Genomic DNA, 23,072 nt, shown 5'->3' with positions numbered 1-23,072 from the left:
TTACACCACGAGAGGAATGTATATCAAATGAATAAGATAAACGATTATGATATCTCTTCTGTCCGCCTGAGCAGTGGCATGTACGCATTAACCAAATTAGCCTGCGCAGGGTTAACCTACGTCCTTGTTACCTTACTTATGCTTGGATTTCCACAATCCGACGGAATCCCTGAAGGCTGGCCACTATCGATTCCTTATGCCATTTATGCTTATGGATTACCTGCGGCGTTAGTAGCGGATATACTGCTGCATATTCTGCGTTCGAAATCGCAAATCCTGCCTCTGGCTGTATACGTCGTCACGGGTTTCGGCGCAGGTTTATGGCTGGCAGCGGAACAAGGTGCAGAGTATCTGCTATGGGGTCTGGGTGGAATTCTGGGACTACTCATTCTTCGAGTGACCCAGCTTGGTGTGGAAAGATTACCTCTGTTGCTGCCAGTGTTCGCGCTGTTTCTGCCACTGCTCTGTTTACTGTTGTCATAAGCCTTATTAGGTGTATTCAAAGCGCTTCAATCATATCTCCGGCAATGATAGCCGCCGGATTATTCCGCTGACGGGCTGCTCTCTCTCCTGCTAATCCGTGCAGGTATACCCCAAAAGCTGCTGCCTGCGTAGCATGAAGTCCCTGAGCCAGCAGACTGGAAATCATGCCCGTTAGCACATCACCGGCTCCACCAGTGCCCATGCCGGGATGGCCTGTGGTATTTACATAAGCTTGCCCTTCAGGAGTTGCTATCACGGTATGCGCTCCTTTTAACACAAGTGTAACCCCATGCTCCTTGGCATAGTCCATAGCCAGACCGATCCGGTCACGCTGGACCTCAGCCGTAGTTAGGTTGGCTAGACGAGCCATCTCACCTGGGTGAGGGGTCAGAATTACAGAATGACGCCGCACCCAACTCTTATAATCGGAGTCAGCCAGAATATTTAAGGCATCCGCATCGATAACCAGCGGGCAATCACTGCCTTCCCAAAGACTGCGAAGCCAATCTGTATCTCCCGGGAATCGTCCAAGACCAGGGCCCACAGCTATTACATCTCGCTCTTCGCTTAACTTCAGTAGCTCTGACACGGTCCCAGCCACCCAGTTTCCTTCTTCACTGCCACCTACATCAGCCAGCATCAATTCAGGAACAACACCGATGACGGAAGGTAACAGCTTCTTAGGAAGCGCCCAGGTCACCAGTCCGCAGCCCGTGCGTAGCGCAGCACGGGCTGCGAGTAGTCCAGCACCGCTCATCCGTAGGGTGCCGGCGGCAAGGAGTACATGCCCATAAGTACCCTTATGGCCTTCAGGCGACCGCCGCTGGGCCAGATCGACACCCAGATGGGCATGCAGCACTTCCGGTGTCAGCAGGTGTGCCTGCACACCGCTGTTAAGAGCCAGAGCAGTCGGAATGCCGATGGCCCGTACCTTGACATGCCCCGCCGCGCCTGCACCGGGGTATTGCAGGAGGCCTCGCTTGAGAAAGGCGAGGCATACCGTCACTGACGCATGAATGCAAGGCTCATGCGTCTCTCCTGTGTCCGCGTTCAGACCACTGGGGATGTCCGCGGACACAATGACCTTGCCGCTGCTGTTCGCCGCGGCAATCAGCTCCGCATAGGCGCCGCGCGGGGCTCCCGCGCCGCCGGTGCCGAGCAGCGCATCTAAGATGCCGCTGCACTCGGCAAGGTCCAGCCGATCACTGCCGTATACTACGGCAGGCAGGCCCATGGCTGCAGCCGCATCGCGCTGCAGGGCGGCCTCGCCGGAGAGCGAATCCGGCGGCACCGCATAGACGAGCGTGACGGCGATGCCGGTCTCGCGAAGGTACCGTGCGGCGGCGAGGCCATCGCCGCCGTTGTTGCCTTTGCCGACGAGGATGAACCATCGCTCGGCTGCGGCAGAGGCAAGCGTCAGCGCATGATCTGCGCTGACCTTAAATGCCTTACCTGTGCCACCCAGCGCGGCCTCCCTTAGCCCGGTATCGTTCCCTTCGGCTGCATTCCTGCAGCCTGCCCCGCCTCTCTCCCGGCAAAGCGCGATGATCTCCTCGGCGATAACTCTTCCCGCATTCTCCATCAGCGCAATCGCTGGAATCCCCAGCTGCTGGATCGTTTCGCTGTCCAGCTGCCTCATTTGCTCAGCAGTTACCAGATACATGATTTGGCCCCTTTCCGCTATCTACCGTTCCAAAGCTTCACACGCAATTCCAAGTACAAGTCCGAGCGCAAGTCCGGCGCAAGTCTGATATCAGTAAGCGACAGTAAATCTGGCCCGACTAAAATTCCCTTCCTCCAGCTCGTCCACCATAGCTACAGCGAAATCCTCCACACTAATCTTGCTTTCACCATTCTCATCTAGAATAAGACGGTCCAATCCGATGCGGAAATGACCTGTACGACGACCTGGATGAACTACCGCAGCAGGACTGAGATACGTATAATCCAATTCTGTATTTTTGTAAATCTCATAAGCCTGCGCATGCGCCTCTGCAACTGGTTTAAACTCTTCCGGAAAATCCGGTGTATTCATCAGCAGCTCTCCAGTTTCAGTCTTTAAGCTACCTGCACCTCCAACAACCAACAGCCGATTTAACCCTGCCGTCTGCATACCCTCCACCAACGCTTTTGCCGCCGTAATCAGATCCTGCTCGTGGCCCGCTCCTGGTCCATAAGCACTGATTACCTCTTCATGGCCACGGACTGCAGCTGCTACTGAAGCCGGATCAAGAATATCCACCGTTGTTACATGTAAACGCTCGTGTTCGAGAGTTATTGACTCTGGATTGCGTACCGCAGCTGTTACTTCGTGTTTTCTTTTTAATGCTTCCTGTACAATTGCCTTTCCAATCGTTCCTGAAGCGCCCAATATTACAACATCCATCTTGTTGTTCCTCACATTCTACGAGCAAAGCCATTATCGTGCAGCCTTCTGCTCAATTATTTTTTTGATGCTCATCTGAATAGCTTTTCCCTTACAGCCTTTAAACATTATTTATCCCCTGAGATCCAATCGAAACCAGATCGCACCTACTAACCCGCTTTCAGACCAAAAACCCCTTAACCAATACAAGGGGCACTCTCTACTAAAAAAAGCAGCATGTATTCGCCTTAGCTTAGCGACGCAAAAACATTCCCTGAGAACGTGGCATAACCGGTTCAAAACCATATTGTGCGTAGAGCTTCGAGGCTTCTCCATCTGCAATCAGACTTACATACGCCTTGTCTGGTACAGTATTAAGGAATTCTCTGATTTCCCGCATGATCAGCTTTCCCAAACCTTGTCCTTGATGTGAAGGCTTGACCGCAATATCCGTGACCTGAAAAAAACATCCCCCATCGCCAATCACCCGCCCCATCCCGATTAGGTTATTCTCCTCATACAAGGTTACAGCAAAAATAGAACGAGGCAAACCGATCGCTGCACCTTCCACACTCATTTCACTCAGCCCAGCTTCTTTTCTCAGCGCCAAATACTGTTCCACTGAAGGCTGTTCATGGCGTATATCAAGCTTACTTGTTGTTTCCACCCGCACTCCTCCGTTCAGCATTGCTGTTCCCACTATATACGACTGCATGGTTCACAGGCAAGGCTCACTGCTAGGGATGTTTTTGAAACTGAGGGATAAGTTTTATATTCTTGAATTCCTTTACTGACTGTGTGGAATAGTATCTGTAACAATATTTATAAAAGGGTGGGTGAAGCATTATGTCTCCTGTAGCCAAGCTGTTCAAATGGGGAACATGCCTTTATGAAGCTTTTCTGGCTCTGCCGTTGATCGGCGGACTCTTTATCATTGCAAATGGTTGGGTCCCTTTGGCCATTGCCTTTTTGCTCCACGCTGTAGCCATTGTTGTGCTGCAGAGAGAGCATAAACCATTCATGGGTAACGTTCTGGGCATTATCACCTCGATTTTAGCTTTTATTCCGATCGTTGGTTGGATTATGCATGCCATCACTGCGTTCATCCTGTTAATGGAGGGCGTATCCGCCTCACGCCAAGCCCCTCGTTATTAACAAACGTACCTGCAACATCAAAATATGTAACTGTCCCACGGGCCGAATCATTTGTAAAAGTCGTAAAAAGACAGATCATTCCCGGCGACCTACGGACCCAGATGACGTTATTTGCGCCTTTTCAGCTTTTGGAGCGTGGTTTCGGACTCCAGGGACGTTATTGCTTAGAATCAGGTCCATATGTGGTGTTTTTTATGCCAATAGCAGCTATGCGGTCCGTTAGCGTGGCAAATGTGGCATAATACTGCGTTTAGCGTCAACTGAGTCCGATGGGATGCGTCATACGTGCCAGAATATCCAAGCATACAAAGAAAAGGAGTTGCCCCAGCAGCCATTACGTGGCTTATGTGACAACTCCATAATCTTTTATCCAAAAAGATGAGATATATCTTTATGATTGCCCAGAGATTGAATCAACGTCCCGCGGATTGAGAATCGGCCCGCCGGCCGCCGTTTTCACCAATATAACGTCCATTTGCGTTGCCACTGCTATTCTCAAACCGTTTGCGTTCCGTACGCTCCATCTGAACAATCTGACCTTCATGCACCACAATATGCAATGAGCCAAATTCCATATCATCCAGAAGTCCTGCAATCCGCGTAAGCCATAAATCGTCCACTTTCAGCGGTTTAGCCATTCTCTAGCCTCCCTTTCTCACCAAAGGATTGTATCCGCCTAAATTCCTTATTTCTTCAATTCCGTTATTACCAACCAGTATACTATGAATTAACTTAGCATGGAACTAAAAGTCATGTCAATGGGCATTTTTTCGCGACAACCAGCTTTTAATAATCATCGTTACCAAAGCCAATAACAGGAGCAAAGAAGCTACTGCAAAAGATGCTGAAAATTGATATTCGTTATACAAAATCTCAACATGCAGCGGCAGCGTATTCGTCTCCCCACGTATGTGCCCGGACACCACAGAAACCGCACCAAACTCACCCATGGCCCGCGCATTACACAAAATAATGCCGTATAGTAATCCCCATTTAATATTAGGCAGTGTGACTCTGAAAAAGATTTGCCACCCATGTGCTCCGAGTGTAATTGCGGCTTCTTCCTCCTGTGTACCCTGATCCTCCATCAGCGGGATTAACTCACGCGCTACAAAAGGAAACGTCACAAACAACGTGGCTAGCACGATACCCGGAAGCGCAAATACAATCTTGATATCATGTGCGCTTAGCCAAGGACCAAACCATCCGTTAGCACCGAAGACGAGCACAAAGATTAGACCGCCGATGACAGGCGAAACTGCAAAAGGGAGATCAATCAAGGTAATTAGAAACCCTTTGCCGCGGAAACGAAACTTGGTTACAGCCCACGCCGCTGTTACACCAAAAAAGGTATTCAGAGGCACCGTTACCGCTGCAACAAGCAGCGTCAATCGCAGCGCTGAGCGGGCATCCGGATCAGTCAGGGCAGCTATATATACATCCCAGCCCTTCTTCAGCGCCTCGGTTAACACAACAACTAATGGCAGAGCAATCAGCCAAAAAAGGACTAGCCCAGCCGCTCCGATCAACACCCATTTTACAATTGGGGTTTCTGTTGTCGCGGACGAGGACGCATTCTTTTGTAGCCGGGGGGTGTAGAGGGGGACGGTACCGGCCAAAATTATTCCTCCTTTAAGGGTTTTACGAAGACAAGATACTTCGAGTATGCAGTATCGACAACAGATACGAATTGTCTCCGAGTAAGTTTGAACATGATCGGATGTCAGCTGTCACGGAGATTACCCTCAACGAGAAGTCTTACGAACCCAGCGCTGAAGTGTGTTAATAACAAGCAGCATAAGGAAGGAAATGAAGAGCAATAGCAGGGCTACGGCGGTAGCTCCGGCATAATCATATTGCTCCAGTTTAGACATGATAAGCAGCGGAGCAATCTCCGTCCTCATCGGCATGTTACCGGAGATGAATACGACGGAGCCGAATTCACCGATGCCCCGGGCAAAAGCTAGAGCAAAACCTGTTAGCAGTGGCGGGAACAGCTCAGGCAGTACTACTGAGCGAAAGGTTCTCCAGCGGCCTGCGCCAAGGGTTGCCGAAGCTTCCTCCATATCTCTGTCCAAATCCTCCAGCACCGGCTGCACCGTCCGGACAACGAACGGTATGCCGATGAACATCAAAGCCAAGGTAATCCCGAGCGGAGTGAATGCCACCTTTAATCCCAGCGGCTCAAGCCAAGACCCAATCCAGCCATTGCCTGCATAGAGCGCCGTCAAAGAGACACCGGCTACAGCTGTCGGCAAGGCAAACGGGAGATCGATCAGCGCATCAAATATTCTTTTGCCCGGAAATTCATAACGTACCAGTACCCACGCCAGCAAAAGTCCTAGAATTGCATCTACAAAAGCGGCCGCAGCAGCTGTCGACAGGCTCACACGATACGAGGCTAATACCCGCGGGTCCGTAGCTACATCCCAGAATTTCGCCCAGCTCAGACCTGTAGAATTGAACAGCAGCGCCGAAAGTGGCAGTAGAACCACTAGACTCAGGTATAGTACACTGTAGCCCATCGTCAGCCCGAAGCCGGGCAGTATTTTGCGCCGTGTTGCTGCTGGTGCAGCCGTAGTGGTGACATTCATCCCCTATTCATCCTTTCTCGCCTTCGGCCTTTTAGCCGATCAGCCCCTACCGGGACAAATCTCAATGATTACATCCTGCGTTTCATTCATCTGTTATTTGGCACCTGGCACATAAATCTTGTCAAAGATCCCGCCATCATTAAAATGCTTCTCTTGCGTTTCTTTCCAGGTTCCGAATTTGTCAGCCAATGTGAACAGCTTGATTTCCGGGAACTTATCTTTGTATTCTTCTTTCACGCTATCTAATGTAGGACGGTAGTAGTTTTCAGCCGCGATTTTTTGTCCCTCTTCACTATAGAGGTACTTCAAGTACGCCTCGGATACCTCACGCGTGTCTCTTTTATCCACAACCTTATCTACTATAGCTACTGGCGGTTCAGCCAAAATACTCTCCGAAGGATTCACGATATCAAATTTGTCCGGTCCCAGCTCTTCCACAGATAAATAGGCTTCATTCTCCCATGCGATCAGCACATCACCAATTCCACGCTCCACAAACGTTGTCGTAGATCCACGCGCGCCGGTATCCAGCACTGGCACATGCTTGAACAGTTCTTTTACAAATTCCTCAGCCTTAGCCTCATCGTTATTGTTCTGGTCTAGTGCGTAGCCCCAAGCTGCCAAGTAGTTCCAGCGTGCTCCACCTGATGTTTTCGGGTTTGGTGTAATAACCTCTACGCCCTCTTTGAGCAGATCTGGCCAATCCTTGATTCCTTTCGGATTCCCTTTGCGTACAAGGAACACGATAGTCGAGGTGTAAGGCGAGCTATTATGATCGAATTTACTTTGCCAGCCCTCATTGATCAGTCCCTTTTCCTGCAAGGCATCAATATCATAACCAAGTGCTAATGTCACAACATCCGCTTCCAGACCATCAAGCACAGCACGGCTTTGTTTCCCTGATCCACCGTGGGATTGTTTAATGGTGACCTTCTGTCCTGTTTCTTTCTCCCAATAGGCAGCAAAAGCTTTATTATAATTCTCGTACAATTCGCGAGTAGGGTCATATGAGACGTTCAGTAGTTCTACTGGATCTTTAGATGGAGTTTTTGTTGCTTCAGCCGCATTTGTGGCCTCCGCTGAATTGGTTGTTGCTGGTGCGTCTGTTGCCGGACTAGCACTATTGCCGTTATTGTTATTGCTGCCGCAAGCAGCAGTAAGCCCTGCCGTCAGCAACAAGCTAAACCCTACAAGAAGCCCTTTATTCATCTTTTTCTTCATCTCTTCCACTCCCCCATGTTTTTTCGTACCAGACAAACCCTTGGGTAACACAAAAAGAACGGAGGAAAGCCTACGTATGGCAGGTCAAACCGGTCCTAAGACCGTGTCTGCGAGCCTAATGCAGGCGTTCCTCCGTTCGTACGGTAAGAACTTTCTTCAATTATTCCTATCTACTTAGTTGGTTTATATGGATATAATACTGAAACCCTTTAACTGTGTCAAACCTTTTTTTCCAGCCTATGTCAAAGAAAACTCCCACACATCACACCGTACAAGCTATGGGGTCGGTTCCTGTAAGATCCACTTGTTATTGATGCTATAAAGTAATATTATTGCTACAGCTTATGGGTTAAGAGAAAATACCGCTTTATGTCAGGGGAGAGAGTCATGGGTATGGAGTTAGAGTACGTCCCTGCGCCGTTGAAACCACGGCTCCACAGACGTATGGCTCAAGAAATTGGACGAAGAATTAGGGGAACCTACCGTTACGATACAGCAGTTTGGAGAACAGCTATAGCCGGTCTTTGGATAGTATGCTTTTTAGCCTTTAGTACAGCCGTGTTAGGCATTCCTACTGGATTAGGTAAACCTACCGATATCGCTCTTGCTGCAGGTGCAGGCACTGTCCTGCTGGCGATTTCCGGCAATATCTTAGCTGTTCTGCTAGCGTTGACCGGACTGCGTATCCCAAGATTATTTGCAGGCTGTGTATTGAGTGATTTTGGAGCTATTCTACTAATCTTATATTACGCAGATTTTGAGATTGAAGCCGCGGTTGTCATCGCGGTCGTGCTTGCACTGCTAGGGGCATTAGGCGGACTAGCCATCGGCCTGCTCCGCAGCAAAAGAATAACACTAGGGCTTCTGCTAACAGTGGCGGTGACTTTTTCCCCACTTGCGCTGGCAAGCGGAGTACAAGAACTTCCTATTTCAGAGTCGGTCGATATCAACGATACGGAAGTCGTTCCACTGACAGCCTCCGATCCGGGAATACCAGGCAATCTAGCTTATCAGACCTTCACCTATGCCAGTGGTACCGATCTTCATCGTGCCGAATACGGCAAGGATACAAGCTTGATATCCTCTACGGCCGATGCTTCTGCTTATATTAAGGATTGGTCAAAGCTGCGCACTTTATTCTGGGGTTTCGATTATAAGGCACTTCCCCTGAATGGTCGCGTATGGATGCCAGAAGGTGAAGGTCCATATCCAGTAGTGCTGATGGTGCACGGCAATCATATGATGGAAGATTACTCTGATGGCGGGTACGCTTATCTCGGCGAACTATTGGCAAGCCGGGGATTTATCGCGATCTCGCTCGATGAGAATTTCCTGAATTATTCTGCTTGGTCCGGCATTCCGGACAATGATTTTAAAGTACGTACTTGGATCCTACTGAAACATTTAGAGCAGCTAGCAGATTTTTCAGATGATCCGGGCAGTCCTTTTTATCAGAAAATAGATCTCACAAAAACCGCCCTGCTCGGCCATAGCCGCGGAGGACAAGCCGTAGCTATGGCCGCGGATGCCACTCGTTGGTTTAAGGATGATCCGGTGATGGCGGCAGTTAATCGCTTTAATATAACCTCTGTAATCGCGCTTGCACCGACGGACAAAACAATAGATGACCAGCAAGCCCGTCTCAAAGACATCAATTATTTGACCTTGCAGGGAGCCCGCGATGGAGATGTACATGATTTCTATGGTGATCGGCAGTATATACGCACTTCCTATTCCCAAGGATCATCTGCTTTCAAAAGCTCGCTGTATATTGCGGATGCCAATCACAGTCAATTCAACAGCGATTGGGGCGGGTATGATCAGACCTTGCCAGCTGGACTCTTTTTAAATCGGACACAAATCATGGATGCAGACAAACAACGGCAAATCGCCAAGGTCTATGTATCAGCTTTCTTAGAGACCACCTTGCATAAAAAAGAGGAATACCAAAGCTTGTTCCGGGATTATCGCAGCGGGCTGAAGTGGTTACCAGATACCGCCTACTACAATAGATTCCAAAGCGGGGGATATCGTCCTGTAGCCACATTTGACGATGACCGTAACAAAAACACTGTAGAACTGGGAACAGCAGCAGCATCGGGTATTTCTTGGTCAGAAGAGTTAGCTAAAGACCGGGAGTCGAAAAGCAAAGCCACCTATGGTGTTGTCCTTGAACGCACAGCCAGCAAAAACGAAGAAGCTTATTACAACATTAAGCTTAACGACAGTGTCCGTACTGAAACTGCTCTTTTAGGGGCAGATGGCCTTACGTTCTCCATGGCAAATCTGAATGACGACATGAATGAAGAAATGGATGTTCCACAACCTCCAAAGGTTGAGGTGGAGTTAACTGACCATAACGATACCTCAGCACGCTTGACGCTGGATGAAGTAATGGACATACTGCCACTTCCACAAACTCAGTTCACGTTATTCCCATGGCTTGAAGAGCGGATAAACGATGGCAAATACGGCGACCTTTCCGAAGCTGTATTTCAAACCTACGAGATGCCGTTCGAACAATTTCAGGAGGAAGAACCAGAGCTGGATCCTGACAACCTGACGGAAATCACCTTCTATCTTGAAGAAGAAGGCGACCGGATCATGCTTGATGACATCGGTTTTTACGATTTAGGTATCAGAAATACATTTTAACAATCACTTGCTATTATCCTTAGGTCTTCATTTGCAAAATAGGGCTATTCCCAACCTCCACTCACGAAAAAATGAATGGATTACGGGAATAGCCCTTATTTTTACGACATACAATAACCTAGTCTCAGCCTACAACGCTTGCACACAAACAGGTGACTTCATTTCCAATTCATTTCCTGTAGGGATTAATCTGCCACTCTCACTATCGATGGAGAACGAGGTAATATTATCACTATTCTGATTAGCAGCAAGCAGCTTATCCCCAATAATTGCAAAGTTACGCGGAGTACGCCCGCCGGTAACCTGCCAATCCACCGCTTCAAGCAGACCCGTTAATTCATCGATATGGAACAGGGCGATACTGTCTTGTCCGCGATTGGAGACATACAGGAATCTGCCACAAGGGGAGACATGAATATCGGAAGCTGTATCGTCACTACCAGCAGTATAATTATCAGGAAGCGTGCTAAGATGCTGTAAAATATTTAGATTTGCATCCTGTTCATCATTAGCAAATGCCGTTACTGTACAATTCAGTTCATTCGCCAGGTAGATCCATTGTCCAGAGGGATGCACCGCCAGATGACGCGGACCTGAACCAGGTGGCAGATTAAGCTCACGATGTTTTACCAGTTTGCCCTCTTCAGGGCGATAGATCACAATTTGATCCAGTCCCAAATCGCACACCAGCACATGTCTACCACTTGCGTCCGGAATGACAGAGTGCGGATGCGGAGCCTCCTGACGGTCTTCACGAATGCCTGAACCCACATGTTTTACTTGGTCGGACATTTCTTGAAGCGAACCATCTTCATTTACAGGAAAAGCATTAACATTGCCTCCCGAGTAATTGGAGACGAATATGTAATCTTCCTTAGGACTAATGGAGACATAACAAGGAGCGCCGCCTTCCGTAGAACGACTTCCAAGTGATTGCAACGCTTTAGTTGCGGGATCAATTGCATATGCGTAAACCTCACCTTGATCCTTCTCACTAACTGCATACAACACGCTGCCTGCACTATTCACAGCTAAAAACGATGGGTTCTCAATTCCCTCGGTACCCTCAAGAATTCTCATTTCCCCCGATAAAAGACTAAGCGCACATAACTGAATCGCCTTCTCATTCTCAGAGTTATACGTTCCTACATAAAACAATGCCTCATTAGCCCGTTCCATAATAGTGGCTCCTTTATCTTTATGTATTGTATTACTTCTTACTTACCCTTTACTAATAGGGGTTTACTCATAATTTTATAATATTTTTTCACTATAGCATGTTTATAGTTGTAATACATTATCGAAACTGCATTTAGAGCCTACTCCCTAACTATTCCGGAAGAAGTAAGTTTTTCCATGTGGTTTAAAGATGGTCACAAAGGTTAATAGTAGACATCGCAAACAACAAAACGAAGGAGTTGAAGTAACATGAGTTTTCTATGGATGTTAATCGTTGGTGGGGTTATTGGTTGGTTGGCTGGTCTGATTATGGGCAGAGATATTCCTGGTGGTGTTATCGGTAATATCATCGCTGGTATTATCGGTTCATGGCTCGGTGGTGTGCTTCTGGGAAGCTGGGGACCTAAAGTAAGTGATTTCTACTTCTTCCCTTCTTTGATCGGTGCGGTTGTGCTGATCTTTATCGTGAGCCTTATTCTTCGCTCGACAAGTGGACGCAGCCGTTCGTAAGTCTGGGCTGAGATAATAATATTCACATCAATAAATCCTCGTCAGAGTATGCTCTGGCGGGGATTTTTGTATGTATCGCTCCTTTAAGAAATAATTCCTAAGCTGGAATTGTAGCGGGTATGGAGCCAATACACTTCAATGTTTTGCCATCGTTTTTCTGTTATAATGAAGATACAAGTGACTGAAATCATAGAGAGGTCGTGTATCATGGGTAACATAAACCCCTCGCTTCTACATATTGGCTCTACATTAGGGGCTTTGTTCATGGCGCTGATGGTTATTTTCATTCGTCTAAAAGCAAGCGCACGTCCGGTTACCATTCGAAAAATATGGATTCCACCTCTCGGTATGTCGACGGGTTTTGCCATGTTTGTGGCACCTGCGGTCAGGTTCCCATTATGGTGGGCGGCAGTCGCCTTTCTGATTGGCTGGTTCATCTTCGCGTATCCTCTTATACGCAGCACCCATTTTGAACAACGTGATGGACAAATTTATGCTCAACGCTCCAAGAGCTTTGCGTTTATCCTGCTCGGACTTCTTCTAGTCCGCACTTTACTCCATGAATTTATTAACCGTTATGTGTCTATCCCACAGTCCGGTGGTTTGTTCTTTATTTTAGCCTTCGGCATGATTGTTCATTGGAGATTTTTTATGTTCAAGCGTTATAAGGCTATGACTTCCTCGGGGAGTCTGCTGCCCCAGCCATGATTGTCAACAATGATCCTAAGAAGCCATCTCAGGGTGCTTACCCGATATCCTTGAGATGACTTCTTACCTCTTGTAACTCAAGCTTATGTTATATCCTCTGCTTTTTTCTACTTTTCACCCTTTTCTGACATCAATTAGCCATCCTCTTATTACATCCTCTTTTAGTACTTTACATACACTATAGGAATAGATCACTTAAAATATCTAACTCGTTATGTCACCTATTCAGCATTAAAAAGAAAAAACATAATCTTTGTAAGTCCGATGTCAGGTAACCTGCGAAGGGATACGTTAAACTATAAGCATACCTAACGATAAGCTTCCAAAAGACCTTAATGCTGAAATAAATATCATTTGGAAACCTATACTGCGTATAACTTTTAGAGAGTGAGGACAAGGCAATTGAAAAGTAAATCGAGAAAAGTAGCCATCGTCGGGGCCGGAATGGTGGGTTCAAGCTGTGCTTACTCCATGGTTAATCAGGCTATTTGTGACGAGATAATGATGATCGACCGCACCTATGATCGGGCTATGGCACAAGCACTTGATCTCTCGCACTGTATGGATTTCACAAGCACACGCACAAAGGTATATGCCGGAACCTATAGCGATTGTGCAAAGATGGATGTAGTTATCTTAACCGCTGGTGCTAATCCAACAGCCGGGCAGACCCGACTTGACGTATTGGAAGCCTCTGCTGTTATTACTAGAGAAATCATTACCAACATCATGGCTGGGGGATTTGATGGAATATTCGTAGTCGCCGCTAATCCGGTCGATATTGTCACTTATATGGTCTGGAAAATATCAGGTCTGCCTCGCCACAGAATTATCGGTACCGGAACCTCCATTGACTCGTCGCGCCTAAAAACACTGCTCTCCGATGTGTTCTCCATTGACCCGCGTAGTGTTAATGGCTACGCGTTAGGTGAACATGGCGAATCTCAATTTGTAGCTTGGTCCCATGTGACAATTGGCGGCAAGCCTATTCTACAAATTTTGGATCAGCATCGCGAGCGGTTCCCGCATCTGGATCTGGAGGATATCTCCCGCAAGACAAAAGATGCCGGCTGGGAAATTTTCACCCGTAAAGGCTCCACACATTTCGGGATTGGCAGCGCACTTGCCTACATTACCCGTTCGATCCTGAATGATGAGCACAAAATTATCGCCGTATCCGCCATTCTGGATGGAGAATACGGACATAGTGGTGTATGCACGGGTGTGCCCGCCATTATAGGCAACACTGGGATTCAAGAGCTGCTGGAGCTTAATTTAAATACAGAGGAAACCCAGAAATTGAACAACTCCTGCAATATTGTACGTGCAGGCATCGAGAGTCTACAGCTGGAAGAAAGCATTTAATCTCATAAAGAACAAAAAAAATCGCTACTTTGGGAATTGGTGAAATAAGCCCACCAGCTCCCAAAGAGCGATTTTTTGTATTATAAGGAGATGAATCTCAGTTTATCTCCTACTTTTTAAACTTCTCGATTTCTTCTTTCAGCACAGACATCACTTCATTAAGTGATTCCGCCGAGGACACGACATCCTTCATAATCTCCGTCTGCTCCGCTGAAGCTAATGAGACCGCCTGAGCATTCTCAGCAGATTCTTTAGCTATTCCGAGCATATCGGATATAGAAGCCGTTATTTCTTCTGTGCCAGCTGACATCTCTTCATTAATTGCTGACACATCCTGTATTTGCGACGATACTTCACGGATCGAAGAACGGATATGATCAAAGGAAACACCGACGTTTTGCATTTTTCCCATTCCATCGCCAATTTCCTCAATACTCTTCTTCATGGAATCCGCTGCACTTGTTGTCGAAGACTGAATGCCGCCGATCAGCTCCACTATACTAATGATGGAACTGTTCGTCCGCTCCGCTAACTTCTTCACCTCATTCGCAACTACACCGAAGCCACGGCCATGTTCCCCAGCTCTGGCAGCCTCAATAGAAGCATTTAAAGATAATAAGCTTGTCTGATTGGATATCTCAGAAATTACATCCACAATTTGTCCGATCTGTTCCGATTGCTCACTTAATTTACCAATCATCTCGGCTGTCTGATTAGCTGTGGAACTGATAACAGCCATCTGTTGCAGTGTAGATTGGATTTCCAAATAGCCACTCTCTACTTCTGAGTTGACCGTCTCAGCCTGATCTGATACCGCTGCAGAGGACTCAGCAATACGTTGCAAACCTACGGCCATCTCTTCCGTTGCTCTTGCCGATTGCTCCGAGCCTCTGAATTGCTCTTCCATTCCTTGAGCCACTTCTTGGATAACTGTTGCTACCTCTGCTGAAGTATAAGACGACCGTTGAGCCGATTTCAGCATTCCTTCTGAGGAATAAGAAACCTCCACTACCGTTGTATCAATCTTGTTGACAATACCGGAGAGTGTCTCAATCATATCATTGATATTTTGACTCATCTCGCCGATTTCATCTCCGGATTGCACTTTAACCCTCTCATTCAGATGACCCTCTGCCACCTTTTTCATAGTGGAGGAAATAGCTTTAATGGGTCTAACGATAAGGCGAGTAAGGTAGAGAGAAACAAAAATTATGACGAGTATAACTGCCAATAAGATGAACATTGCTGTTCTTTGTGCAGAGGTCACTTTGGCAAAAACCTCTTTCTCCGGTACTGTTACAAGAAGCTTCAGGTCAGTATCTGGAATGGTCTTAAAGTATGTAATGACTTTCTTACCATCTTCGCCCTTATAAGTTTCGGACCCCTCTTTGTTGCTCAAAATCTTGTCAACGACCTTCTGAAGAGCCGGCTCTTTAGCGTAATCGGTAATTTTTTTGCCCATACGACTGACGTCTGGATAAGTATAATACATGCCATCATTTGAGATTACGTATCCAAATCCGGTATCCGCCATAGTAATTTCATTACTCATTTGGGCAAGAACTTCAGGAGTAATCGAGAAGACAATACCTCCCATAAATTGCTTATCCTTATCCATGACAGGAACTACGATCGGAATGATATATTTATCAAGCTGCTCCAGATAGGACATTTCCCCCAACACAGGCGCATGCGTTTCTTTCGCTTTCAAGAAATAGCTCGCATCTGCTACACTTGCGGTCATGTTCATCATATTAGTTAACTGGCCGTCTTTACTGATGACACTGTAACCTTCTGTCTCACTGTCACTTTCCTCCAGCACTTCTATCACAGGGAAGATACTCGCTGGATTCGTAAAATCGAACTCAGGATGCTGGGACACCAGATCCTTTACGGACGAGGTTTTGTTGGATAGCCACTCATCCATCCGGAATGTGTTCGTATTAATGGTGTCCTGCGCCATTTGCTCACTGTCTGTGCGTGTGACATTGCCGAAATAATCAAGTAAAAATATGGTCGCTACCATGAGCGGCACGATTGCAATAGCTAATATAACAGATGACCACTTAAGTTGAATTGACGTCGCTTTTCTCTTCGTTACATTTTTTCTCATTTTTTTCATCTTGTTTCCTTTCATTTCATTTTCATTCACGATGAAATAGCCTCCTCACTCCATTTGTTATAATGTCTCCTGATGTGGATATATCTTCTATATCGGCAAAAAAAGACAAATTCTTTGCTGGCAAATAAAAAAAATAAGCCCTAAGACCCCTAAAACTGGAATCCTAAAGCTCACTTTTGTTGAAATCATTTATTTAAACACCAAAGATACTTAACCCTCGTCTTGCACTTTTAAAGCTCGAATACTGTTCAGTACGGCTAGTACGGTTACCCCTACATCTGAGAATACAGCCTCCCACATCGTGGCAATCCCGAATGCACCGAGCAGAAGGAATATAGCTTTTACACCTAAAGCAAAAATAATATTTTGCCATACGATGGTCCGTGTACGCTTGGCAATTCCGATAGCTACAGCAATCTTCGAAGGTTCATCGGTCATAATTACAATATCCGCTGCTTCAATGGCAGCGTCGGAACCGAGTCCCCCCATAGCGATCCCGACATCGGCTCTAGCCAGTACAGGAGTATCATTAATTCCGTCTCCGACAAAAATAATCTTCTCGCGTGGAGACTTTTCACGATCCAGCTTCTCGATGGCCTCTACCTTATGCTGTGGTAAAAGCTCTGCGTGTACCTCATCTACCCCTAACTGCTTCCCTACATCTTCAGCTACGGCGGAAGCATCACCTGTCAGCATCACCGTCTTGCGTATACCAAGCTTTTTGAGGCGCTGAATGGCCTGCAGTGAGTCCTCCTTCACTTCATCGGCGATCACCAGATAACCCTCGTATTGATGATCTACCGCAATGTGAACAACTGTACCGCTCTGCTCTGGGACCTCATAAGCAATTCCCTCACGCTCCATCAGACGTGCGTTGCCTGCAAATACGGTCTTGCCTTCGATAGTTACTTCGATACCATGACCAGAGATTTCATTGTAATTCGTGATAGCTTCCTTAGAAATCTGTTCACCATAAGCCGTCCGAATCGACTCAGCGATCGGGTGATTGGAATGGCTCTCCGCATAAGCGGCTGTCCGCAGTAATTCATCCTTAGATTTGCCACCCGACGGATAAATCCCCGTCACCTTAAACTGTCCCTTGGTCAACGTTCCCGTTTTATCAAAGACAACTACCTTCACATCATTTAGGGCTTCCAGGTAGTTGCTTCCCTTAATCAGAATACCGCTGCGTGAAGCTGCACCAATCCCTCCGAAGAATCCCAGTGGAATCGAGACCACAAGCGCACAAGGACAAGAGATTACGAGGAATACAAGTGCTCGGTAAATCCAATCCGAAAAAGTCGCACCACTGATCAGCAGTGGAGGAACGACGGCCAGCAGAACTGCTGTGATCACTACTACAGGCGTGTAGGCACGTGCAAATTTAGTAATAAAGTTCTCGGTTTTAGCTTTGTTGCTTGATGCATTCTGCACTAGCTCCAGTATTTTGGATACGGCCGATTCTCCAAAGGTCTGAGTAACTTGCACAGTAATTACGCCGTTCCGGTTAATAAAACCACTTAACACCGCACTTCCTGGACCAGCTGATCGTGGTACCGACTCTCCAGTAAGTGCAGATGTGTCCATCATGGCGTTACCTTCAAGTATAGTTCCGTCAAGGGGTACCTTCTCACCGGGTTTAACAACAATCAAATCTGCGATGGCTACTTCCTCAGGTGAGACCTTCTTCAGATCATTTCCAAGCTTGAGATAGGCAAACTCGGGGCGAATATCCATAAGTGCCGTAATAGATCGGCGTGAACGATTCACAGCCAGACCTTGGAACAGTTCTCCAATCTGGTAAAACAGCATTACTGCCACGCCCTCTGGATACTCACCAATCGCAAATGCACCGATAGTTGCCAGAGCCATCAGGAAATTCTCATCAAACACCTGGCCACGGATGATGTTCTTAACCGCCTGCCAGACAACTTCACCACCCACGATAAGATAGGCTGCCAAAAAGATCAGCAATTCAACTACTCCATCCACGGGCAGGAATATCCCAGCTAGAGCAAGAATTCCACCAGCGCCTAACCGCAGCAATATTTTGCGTGTGTCGCCTTCCCCATGCTCATGTGTATGACCATGACCTTCAGCATCCTCATGATCATGATGATGTCCATCAGCTTGATGGCCGTGCTCATGACCATGCTCGTGAGCATGCGTATGTTCATGAGCACCGCTATTGCGCGCCTTGTGATTTCCCCCAACCTTCTCTTTCACATTTACGTGGGGCTCGAGTGCCTTCACCGTTTTCTTCGCTTCTACAATCGCTGATTCCTCATACCCTGCGGCGGTTTCCAACGTCATTGTTTTTGTTACAAAGTTAACGGAACAAGACGATACACCTTCAATCTTCTTCACCTTATCTTCAATTTTCATCGCGCAATTGGCGCAATCCAAACCTTCTAATTCCCACTGACGTTTTAATTTTCCTTGCATTGTATCCATACGGCACATCTCCTCAAATAAAAACCATATATGAGCACTTGTTCATATGTTATCTTAGCCCTATTATATTCCCTTTATATTTCAAGGTCAATACGCGATATACACCATTTTTCTACATTATCTTAAAAATTAAATCAATTGACCTTTACGTGAAAATATGTAAAATCATGTATGACCGAAAGTAAGTTTCTTACATACGAATGACCCCATTATCAATGAAGCTCGATGGGCAAATGATTTACACAGAAGGGATGAATTTAGAACATGTCAAAGCTAGCCAAAACGTCTTCTTTTTCACAGAAACACCCCATTTGGAGCGTAGTTATTATCGAGGTGTTATTACTTGTAGCCGTAACTGCCGCCGGGGCTTACGCAACCATTAAGGAACTTGCGTACAACGCCCCTGTACTTATCTCCTTCATCCCAATCGCGCTTGTACTCATCATCTACTTTACAGTTAAGCGCAAATGGAGCACGCTCGGCTTCCGACCTCTAAACACCATATCCTCGGGCAACTGGATCTATTATGCCCCACTAGTAGTGGTCCTGATTACCATATCCTTTAAGGGTTTTCGTGAGATCAGCGCATCCGAGGTACTGTTCTTTATTTTTTTCACCCTGCTGGTCGCTTTTGTGGAGGAAAGCATCTATCGCGGTTTGATTTTTAAGACCTTGCTTCCTAAAGGGGCTAAAACAGCAGTGATCACTTCAAGCATTCTCTTCTCTATTACCCACTTACTTAATGCATTATCCGGCACAGATATCACACAAATTCTTCTACAACTCGTATATGCGCTTCTGATCGGTTTTGCGCTAGCCTTGCTGATGCTAAAAAATAATAATATTCTTCCGCTGATATCCTTTCATTTTATACATAATTTAATTCAGTTTGTGGGCAATGATAATACGAGTGAATACATGGGAATCGATCTATTTATCCTGCTAGTGCTCGCTGTGCAATGTGTCTGGCTAGTGTTGTCCTTTAGAAAACCAAACCTAAAGAAGAACCTAAATCAAGCCAGTTAATAAGCTAAATCCTTACTTCGAAATACAAGGCTTCAGTTGATTCAACTTGGTTTCATTAGAGCAATATTTGTCGCAACCCACACAGCTAACGGACCCAGTTGACCCTAAAAGCAGTATTATCCCCGATTTAGCATATTATCGGACCCCATAGCTGCTATAGGCATGAAAAAGAGCAAAATCAGACCTCTTTCTAAAGAATAACTGCAGTGTGGTCCGCAACTCAGCTCAAAAAGCGATAATTGTGCAAATAACGTCAGCTGGGTCCGTAAGCCGTAGTGGATGGTTAGGACTCGTCGGCATAATAAAAAGAGGGACTCCCAAAAGCCATCCAATGGCTGCTGGGAGTCCCCCTTTTTGCAACTAGCTATTCGTGTCGGACATGCTCGTGGGTCTGTAAAAAGATCTGCTCCACATGCGCATCGTTCAGCGAATAGAATACCGTTTTCCCCTCTTTACGGCGTTTCACGATCCGTAGATTCCGTAAATAACGGAGCTGATGGGATATCGCAGATTGGCCCATATCAAGGATCACGGACAAATCATGTACACATAATTCTTGCTGGGACAAAGCGTAAATGAGCCGCACTCGTGTTGGATCACCCAACGCTTTGAACATTTCTGCCATTTTATCAGTAATCCCACGGTCTGGCAGGATCAATGCAATGGATTCCGGTTCAAGCTCTGAACCCTTGCATGTATTGTCGCAATCTTCTAATGCCGTTGGCTCCATGCTCTCGCCCTCCTCCATCTTAGCTAATTATATTCTTTAATTATAAGAAAAACAGCACGGGATGTCCATTGAGGAGGAGTTTATAGCATCTGATTGTGAATCAGACTGCTTTACGATAAAAGGAGATTAGTCCTGCGGCAAAAAAGACAATCAAGCTCCCTCCCACTATCATCATCAGTGTCTCTAAAGGCAGATTAAAGGCACCAAATCCGTCATCACCATAAGGACTCATGGCCAACATCGGCTGTACCCAAGGATAATAGGGGCCGTAGGTTGAAGAATTAGCGATCAGTATATTGGGAATAGTCAGACTCACATTCAGCGCCAGCGGTGCGCCGAAGCTGCTCCAGCTTTGCGAGATCGCCAGCTGCAATGCGGCGAGTGGTAGGCAGGCTACAAAGCCGCCAAATACTGATTTTAGCAGCAGCGCCCAAGGGATTGGATCTGGAGCCCCACGGAACAAGCCCATTCCCAGCACCATAACGAGGAACGTTATTTGCACAGCAGCCAGCAATCCGATGATCATCACATATTTTGAGAGATACACCGACAACCGGGTTACAGGCAGAGACAACAATAGCTTCCAGCCACCGTCATGATGCTCATAACGACAGATCAGGGCCGCAAAAATGCCTGAAAGCACAGGCAGAAACAGCAAAGCATGCATCATTGACATCACACTTAACAGCAGCTCCCAAGTCATCTTCTCGCCTTGATTATCCGATAACAATCCGGGAACCAGTGATAAAACCGGACTTCCTATGACTAAAAGCCAAACATATGATTTAGACATTTTTAATCGCTCTGAGGATAATACTCTCCAAAATGACTTCATCTTAATCCACATCCTTTCGAGCGAAATGCACTGCACCCGGCAAAAACACCAGCATTCCCAGCAGCAGACCCGCACCGCTGAACAAGAGGCGATTAGAGGAGTCCCACGCCAAATATGGCCATGTTAAAGGCACCCACTCCGAAAGGAACATGGAGAAAAATGACGTCAAGGATAATGTGATCCCCAGGGCAACCGGCAGTGTCTGATTACGATTAGCCAGGGAAAGCCACAGCTGTAGCGCGATGACCGGCAGAGCCGCAATATAGGACATAAAGCCAATTCTGAGTACATCCACATAAGGAATAAGATCAGCTTTGAAGCCCAAAATAAGCCCTAAAACAACTATCCCCACTGAGAGCAACAAACAGGAAACTGCCACAAGCAGCAGACAGAGCGTTAGCTTAGCCATAAACACTGAAGTACGGGAGATAGGCAGTGCCAAGAGCTGCTTCCACGAGCTCATCTGATGTTCGACATTTGCAATCAGCGAGCATACTAAAGTGCCTCCCAGAAAAAGAGCTGTGGGCACAAACCCGGACACATTATCCAGTAGTCCTCCCCATAAATCCGCGCTATACTGCTGACGCAGATAATCATAACGAAGGCCAAAGTTAAGGCCCTGCATGGCTACTAGACCAATCGGTCCTAGAAACACTAGAAACCAAATTCCTTTGCCGCGGATTTTAAGCCAATCCGCTGACAACGCCCGCCACATCATGATTCCCCGCCTCCCACAACCTGTAGGAAGAAGTCCTCAAGCGATTGTCTCCGCTCCTCTACACGATAGACAGCGTGCCCATTCTCTACCAAAGCTTTGACTAGCAGCGCTACTCTTGCATCGTTCATTCTTGAAAAAATCAGTTTTTGCTCATGTAGTGTCCCTTCATACCCCCGGCCTCCAGCGAGACGTAAAGCAGACTCTGGTTCCGAAACCGCAAGGCGTATCTCGCCAGCAGCCTGTTGTTGCAGATTAGCTATTGTATCTTGGTACACCATTTGCCCTTGGCGAATAATACCCACGGTATCTGCCATTTGTTCAATTTCACTAAGCAGGTGACTGGATACTACAACCGTAATTCCTTGCTCCTGTGGCAAACGTTTGATAAGCCCACGAATTTCCTGAATCCCTGACGGGTCGAGTCCGTTCGTTGGCTCGTCCAGAATAAGCAGCTCTGGATTCCCTAACAAGGCAGCTGCGATACCAAGTCTCTGCTTCATCCCGAGGGAGAACCCTTTGACCGGACGTCTCTCTTCCCCGGTTAGAGAAACAATATCTAGCACCTCAGCGATTCGTGACTTCGGAACATCCAGAATGCGGCGGATCGCTTCGAGATTGTCCACAGCGCTCAGATGCCCATAATACGAGGGGGATTCGACAAGCGACCCTACCTTCCGTAAAATTTGCAGCTTATTCTTCCGAAGATCCTGGCCGAACACTTCAATTTTTCCAGATGTCGGTGTAATTAGGCCAAGCAGCATACGGATTGTTGTAGTTTTCCCAGCTCCGTTGGGACCCAGAAAACCATAAATCTCACCCTTGCGGATATTTAAATTCAAATTTTCTACCGCAGCCCGGCCACGATATTTTTTCAATAAATCCTTAGTTTTAATCACTGTTTCTTCCATGTTCTTCACCTCGGTATACAGCATAACGTCCCAAGGTTAAGAAC

At 46.8% G+C, this 23,072-nt stretch carries 21 protein-coding genes; 7 read left to right on the top strand and 14 right to left on the bottom strand.

Going from position 1 to position 23,072, the window contains the following annotated elements; genetic code table 11:
• Positions 1-27 precede the first annotated feature (27 nt).
• Complete coding sequence (locus NSS82_RS02525; RefSeq protein WP_076273100.1) at positions 28-483, top strand: hypothetical protein; 456 nt, start codon at positions 28-30, stop codon at positions 481-483.
• Positions 484-499: 16 nt separating this feature from the next.
• On the opposite strand, the gene NSS82_RS02520 is transcribed toward NSS82_RS02525, so the two are convergent.
• From NSS82_RS02520 to NSS82_RS02510, 3 genes are all read right to left on the bottom strand, one after another.
• The gene (locus NSS82_RS02520; protein WP_076273101.1) at positions 500-2,146 is read right to left on the bottom strand and encodes a bifunctional ADP-dependent NAD(P)H-hydrate dehydratase/NAD(P)H-hydrate epimerase; all 1,647 of its coding nucleotides are present in this window, start codon (positions 2,144-2,146) and stop codon (positions 500-502) included.
• 90 nt (positions 2,147-2,236) lie between these two features.
• Positions 2,237-2,869 carry an NAD(P)-dependent oxidoreductase gene (locus NSS82_RS02515; RefSeq protein ID WP_076273102.1) on the bottom strand — a complete coding sequence of 211 codons (633 nt, stop codon included), beginning with the start codon at positions 2,867-2,869 and terminating at the stop codon, positions 2,237-2,239.
• Positions 2,870-3,101: 232 nt separating this feature from the next.
• Entirely contained in the window at positions 3,102-3,515 is a 414-nt protein-coding gene (locus tag NSS82_RS02510; protein WP_341109698.1) for a GNAT family N-acetyltransferase, read from the bottom strand.
• A gap of 179 nt (positions 3,516-3,694) precedes the next feature.
• On the opposite strand from NSS82_RS02510, the gene NSS82_RS02505 reads away from it, so the two are divergent.
• Positions 3,695-4,003, top strand: coding sequence for a hypothetical protein (locus tag NSS82_RS02505; RefSeq protein ID WP_038568468.1), 309 nt, complete (start codon positions 3,695-3,697; stop codon positions 4,001-4,003).
• A gap of 413 nt (positions 4,004-4,416) precedes the next feature.
• On the opposite strand, the gene NSS82_RS02500 is transcribed toward NSS82_RS02505, so the two are convergent.
• The 4 genes from NSS82_RS02500 to NSS82_RS02485 all read right to left on the bottom strand — a co-directional run bounded on the left by NSS82_RS02500 (position 4,417) and on the right by NSS82_RS02485 (position 7,818).
• The gene (locus NSS82_RS02500) at positions 4,417-4,641 is read right to left on the bottom strand and encodes a YezD family protein (protein ID WP_036682638.1); all 225 of its coding nucleotides are present in this window, start codon (positions 4,639-4,641) and stop codon (positions 4,417-4,419) included.
• A gap of 117 nt (positions 4,642-4,758) precedes the next feature.
• Positions 4,759-5,622 (bottom strand): sulfate ABC transporter permease subunit CysW, encoded by an 864-nt coding sequence (gene cysW, locus NSS82_RS02495; RefSeq protein ID WP_036682641.1) that lies wholly within the window; start codon positions 5,620-5,622, stop codon positions 4,759-4,761.
• Positions 5,623-5,748: 126 nt separating this feature from the next.
• The gene (gene cysT / locus NSS82_RS02490) at positions 5,749-6,597 is read right to left on the bottom strand and encodes a sulfate ABC transporter permease subunit CysT (protein WP_038568467.1); all 849 of its coding nucleotides are present in this window, start codon (positions 6,595-6,597) and stop codon (positions 5,749-5,751) included.
• 93 nt (positions 6,598-6,690) lie between these two features.
• On the bottom strand, positions 6,691-7,818 hold the full coding sequence (locus NSS82_RS02485; protein WP_036682645.1) for a sulfate ABC transporter substrate-binding protein: 1,128 nt from the start codon (positions 7,816-7,818) through the stop codon (positions 6,691-6,693).
• 387 nt (positions 7,819-8,205) lie between these two features.
• On the opposite strand from NSS82_RS02485, the gene NSS82_RS02480 reads away from it, so the two are divergent.
• Positions 8,206-10,473: an alpha/beta hydrolase family protein gene (locus NSS82_RS02480; RefSeq protein WP_076273104.1), complete on the top strand. Its 2,268-nt coding sequence runs from the start codon at positions 8,206-8,208 to the stop codon at positions 10,471-10,473.
• Between the two features lie 129 nt (positions 10,474-10,602).
• On the opposite strand, the gene NSS82_RS02475 is transcribed toward NSS82_RS02480, so the two are convergent.
• Positions 10,603-11,652, bottom strand: a complete 1,050-nt coding sequence (locus tag NSS82_RS02475) for a lactonase family protein (protein WP_038568464.1) — start codon at positions 11,650-11,652, stop codon at positions 10,603-10,605.
• A 249-nt stretch (positions 11,653-11,901) separates the two neighbouring features.
• Here NSS82_RS02475 and NSS82_RS02470 point away from each other — a divergent pair, with 249 nt between their 5' ends.
• From NSS82_RS02470 to NSS82_RS02460, 3 genes are all read left to right on the top strand, one after another.
• A complete protein-coding gene (locus NSS82_RS02470; RefSeq protein ID WP_036682650.1) occupies positions 11,902-12,162 on the top strand; it encodes a GlsB/YeaQ/YmgE family stress response membrane protein in 261 nt (86 codons plus the stop codon).
• 207 nt (positions 12,163-12,369) lie between these two features.
• Positions 12,370-12,870, top strand: coding sequence for a CcdC family protein (locus NSS82_RS02465; RefSeq protein ID WP_036682651.1), 501 nt, complete (start codon positions 12,370-12,372; stop codon positions 12,868-12,870).
• Positions 12,871-13,272: 402 nt separating this feature from the next.
• Positions 13,273-14,235, top strand: a complete 963-nt coding sequence (locus NSS82_RS02460; protein WP_036682652.1) for an L-lactate dehydrogenase — start codon at positions 13,273-13,275, stop codon at positions 14,233-14,235.
• 109 nt (positions 14,236-14,344) lie between these two features.
• On the opposite strand, the gene NSS82_RS02455 is transcribed toward NSS82_RS02460, so the two are convergent.
• Together NSS82_RS02455 and NSS82_RS02450 are read right to left on the bottom strand one after the other, a co-directional pair.
• Positions 14,345-16,387 (bottom strand): methyl-accepting chemotaxis protein, encoded by a 2,043-nt coding sequence (locus NSS82_RS02455; protein WP_235219477.1) that lies wholly within the window; start codon positions 16,385-16,387, stop codon positions 14,345-14,347.
• A 180-nt stretch (positions 16,388-16,567) separates the two neighbouring features.
• Entirely contained in the window at positions 16,568-18,811 is a 2,244-nt protein-coding gene (locus NSS82_RS02450; protein ID WP_076273105.1) for a heavy metal translocating P-type ATPase, read from the bottom strand.
• A gap of 264 nt (positions 18,812-19,075) precedes the next feature.
• Here NSS82_RS02450 and NSS82_RS02445 point away from each other — a divergent pair, with 264 nt between their 5' ends.
• Positions 19,076-19,837: a CPBP family intramembrane glutamic endopeptidase gene (locus NSS82_RS02445; protein ID WP_076273106.1), complete on the top strand. Its 762-nt coding sequence runs from the start codon at positions 19,076-19,078 to the stop codon at positions 19,835-19,837.
• A gap of 364 nt (positions 19,838-20,201) precedes the next feature.
• Here the strand turns inward: NSS82_RS02445 and NSS82_RS02440 are convergent, their stop codons facing one another.
• From NSS82_RS02440 to NSS82_RS02425, 4 genes are all read right to left on the bottom strand, one after another.
• The gene (locus NSS82_RS02440; RefSeq protein WP_036682656.1) at positions 20,202-20,567 is read right to left on the bottom strand and encodes an ArsR/SmtB family transcription factor; all 366 of its coding nucleotides are present in this window, start codon (positions 20,565-20,567) and stop codon (positions 20,202-20,204) included.
• A 100-nt stretch (positions 20,568-20,667) separates the two neighbouring features.
• Positions 20,668-21,402: an ABC transporter permease gene (locus NSS82_RS02435; RefSeq protein ID WP_036682657.1), complete on the bottom strand. Its 735-nt coding sequence runs from the start codon at positions 21,400-21,402 to the stop codon at positions 20,668-20,670.
• Between the two features lies 1 nt (position 21,403).
• Entirely contained in the window at positions 21,404-22,120 is a 717-nt protein-coding gene (locus tag NSS82_RS02430) for an ABC transporter permease (RefSeq protein WP_076101308.1), read from the bottom strand.
• Positions 22,117-23,028, bottom strand: coding sequence for an ABC transporter ATP-binding protein (locus NSS82_RS02425; RefSeq protein ID WP_036682661.1), 912 nt, complete (start codon positions 23,026-23,028; stop codon positions 22,117-22,119). The genes NSS82_RS02430 and NSS82_RS02425 overlap by 4 nt, the downstream gene beginning before the upstream one ends.
• Between the last annotated feature and the right edge of the window lie 44 nt (positions 23,029-23,072).

Origin of the sequence: Paenibacillus sp. FSL H7-0735 (assembly GCF_038008505.1) — a bacterium.
Classification (GTDB): Bacteria; Bacillota; Bacilli; order Paenibacillales; family Paenibacillaceae; genus Paenibacillus_AQ; species Paenibacillus_AQ odorifer.
This window is presented reverse-complemented; position numbering and strand designations above follow the sequence as displayed.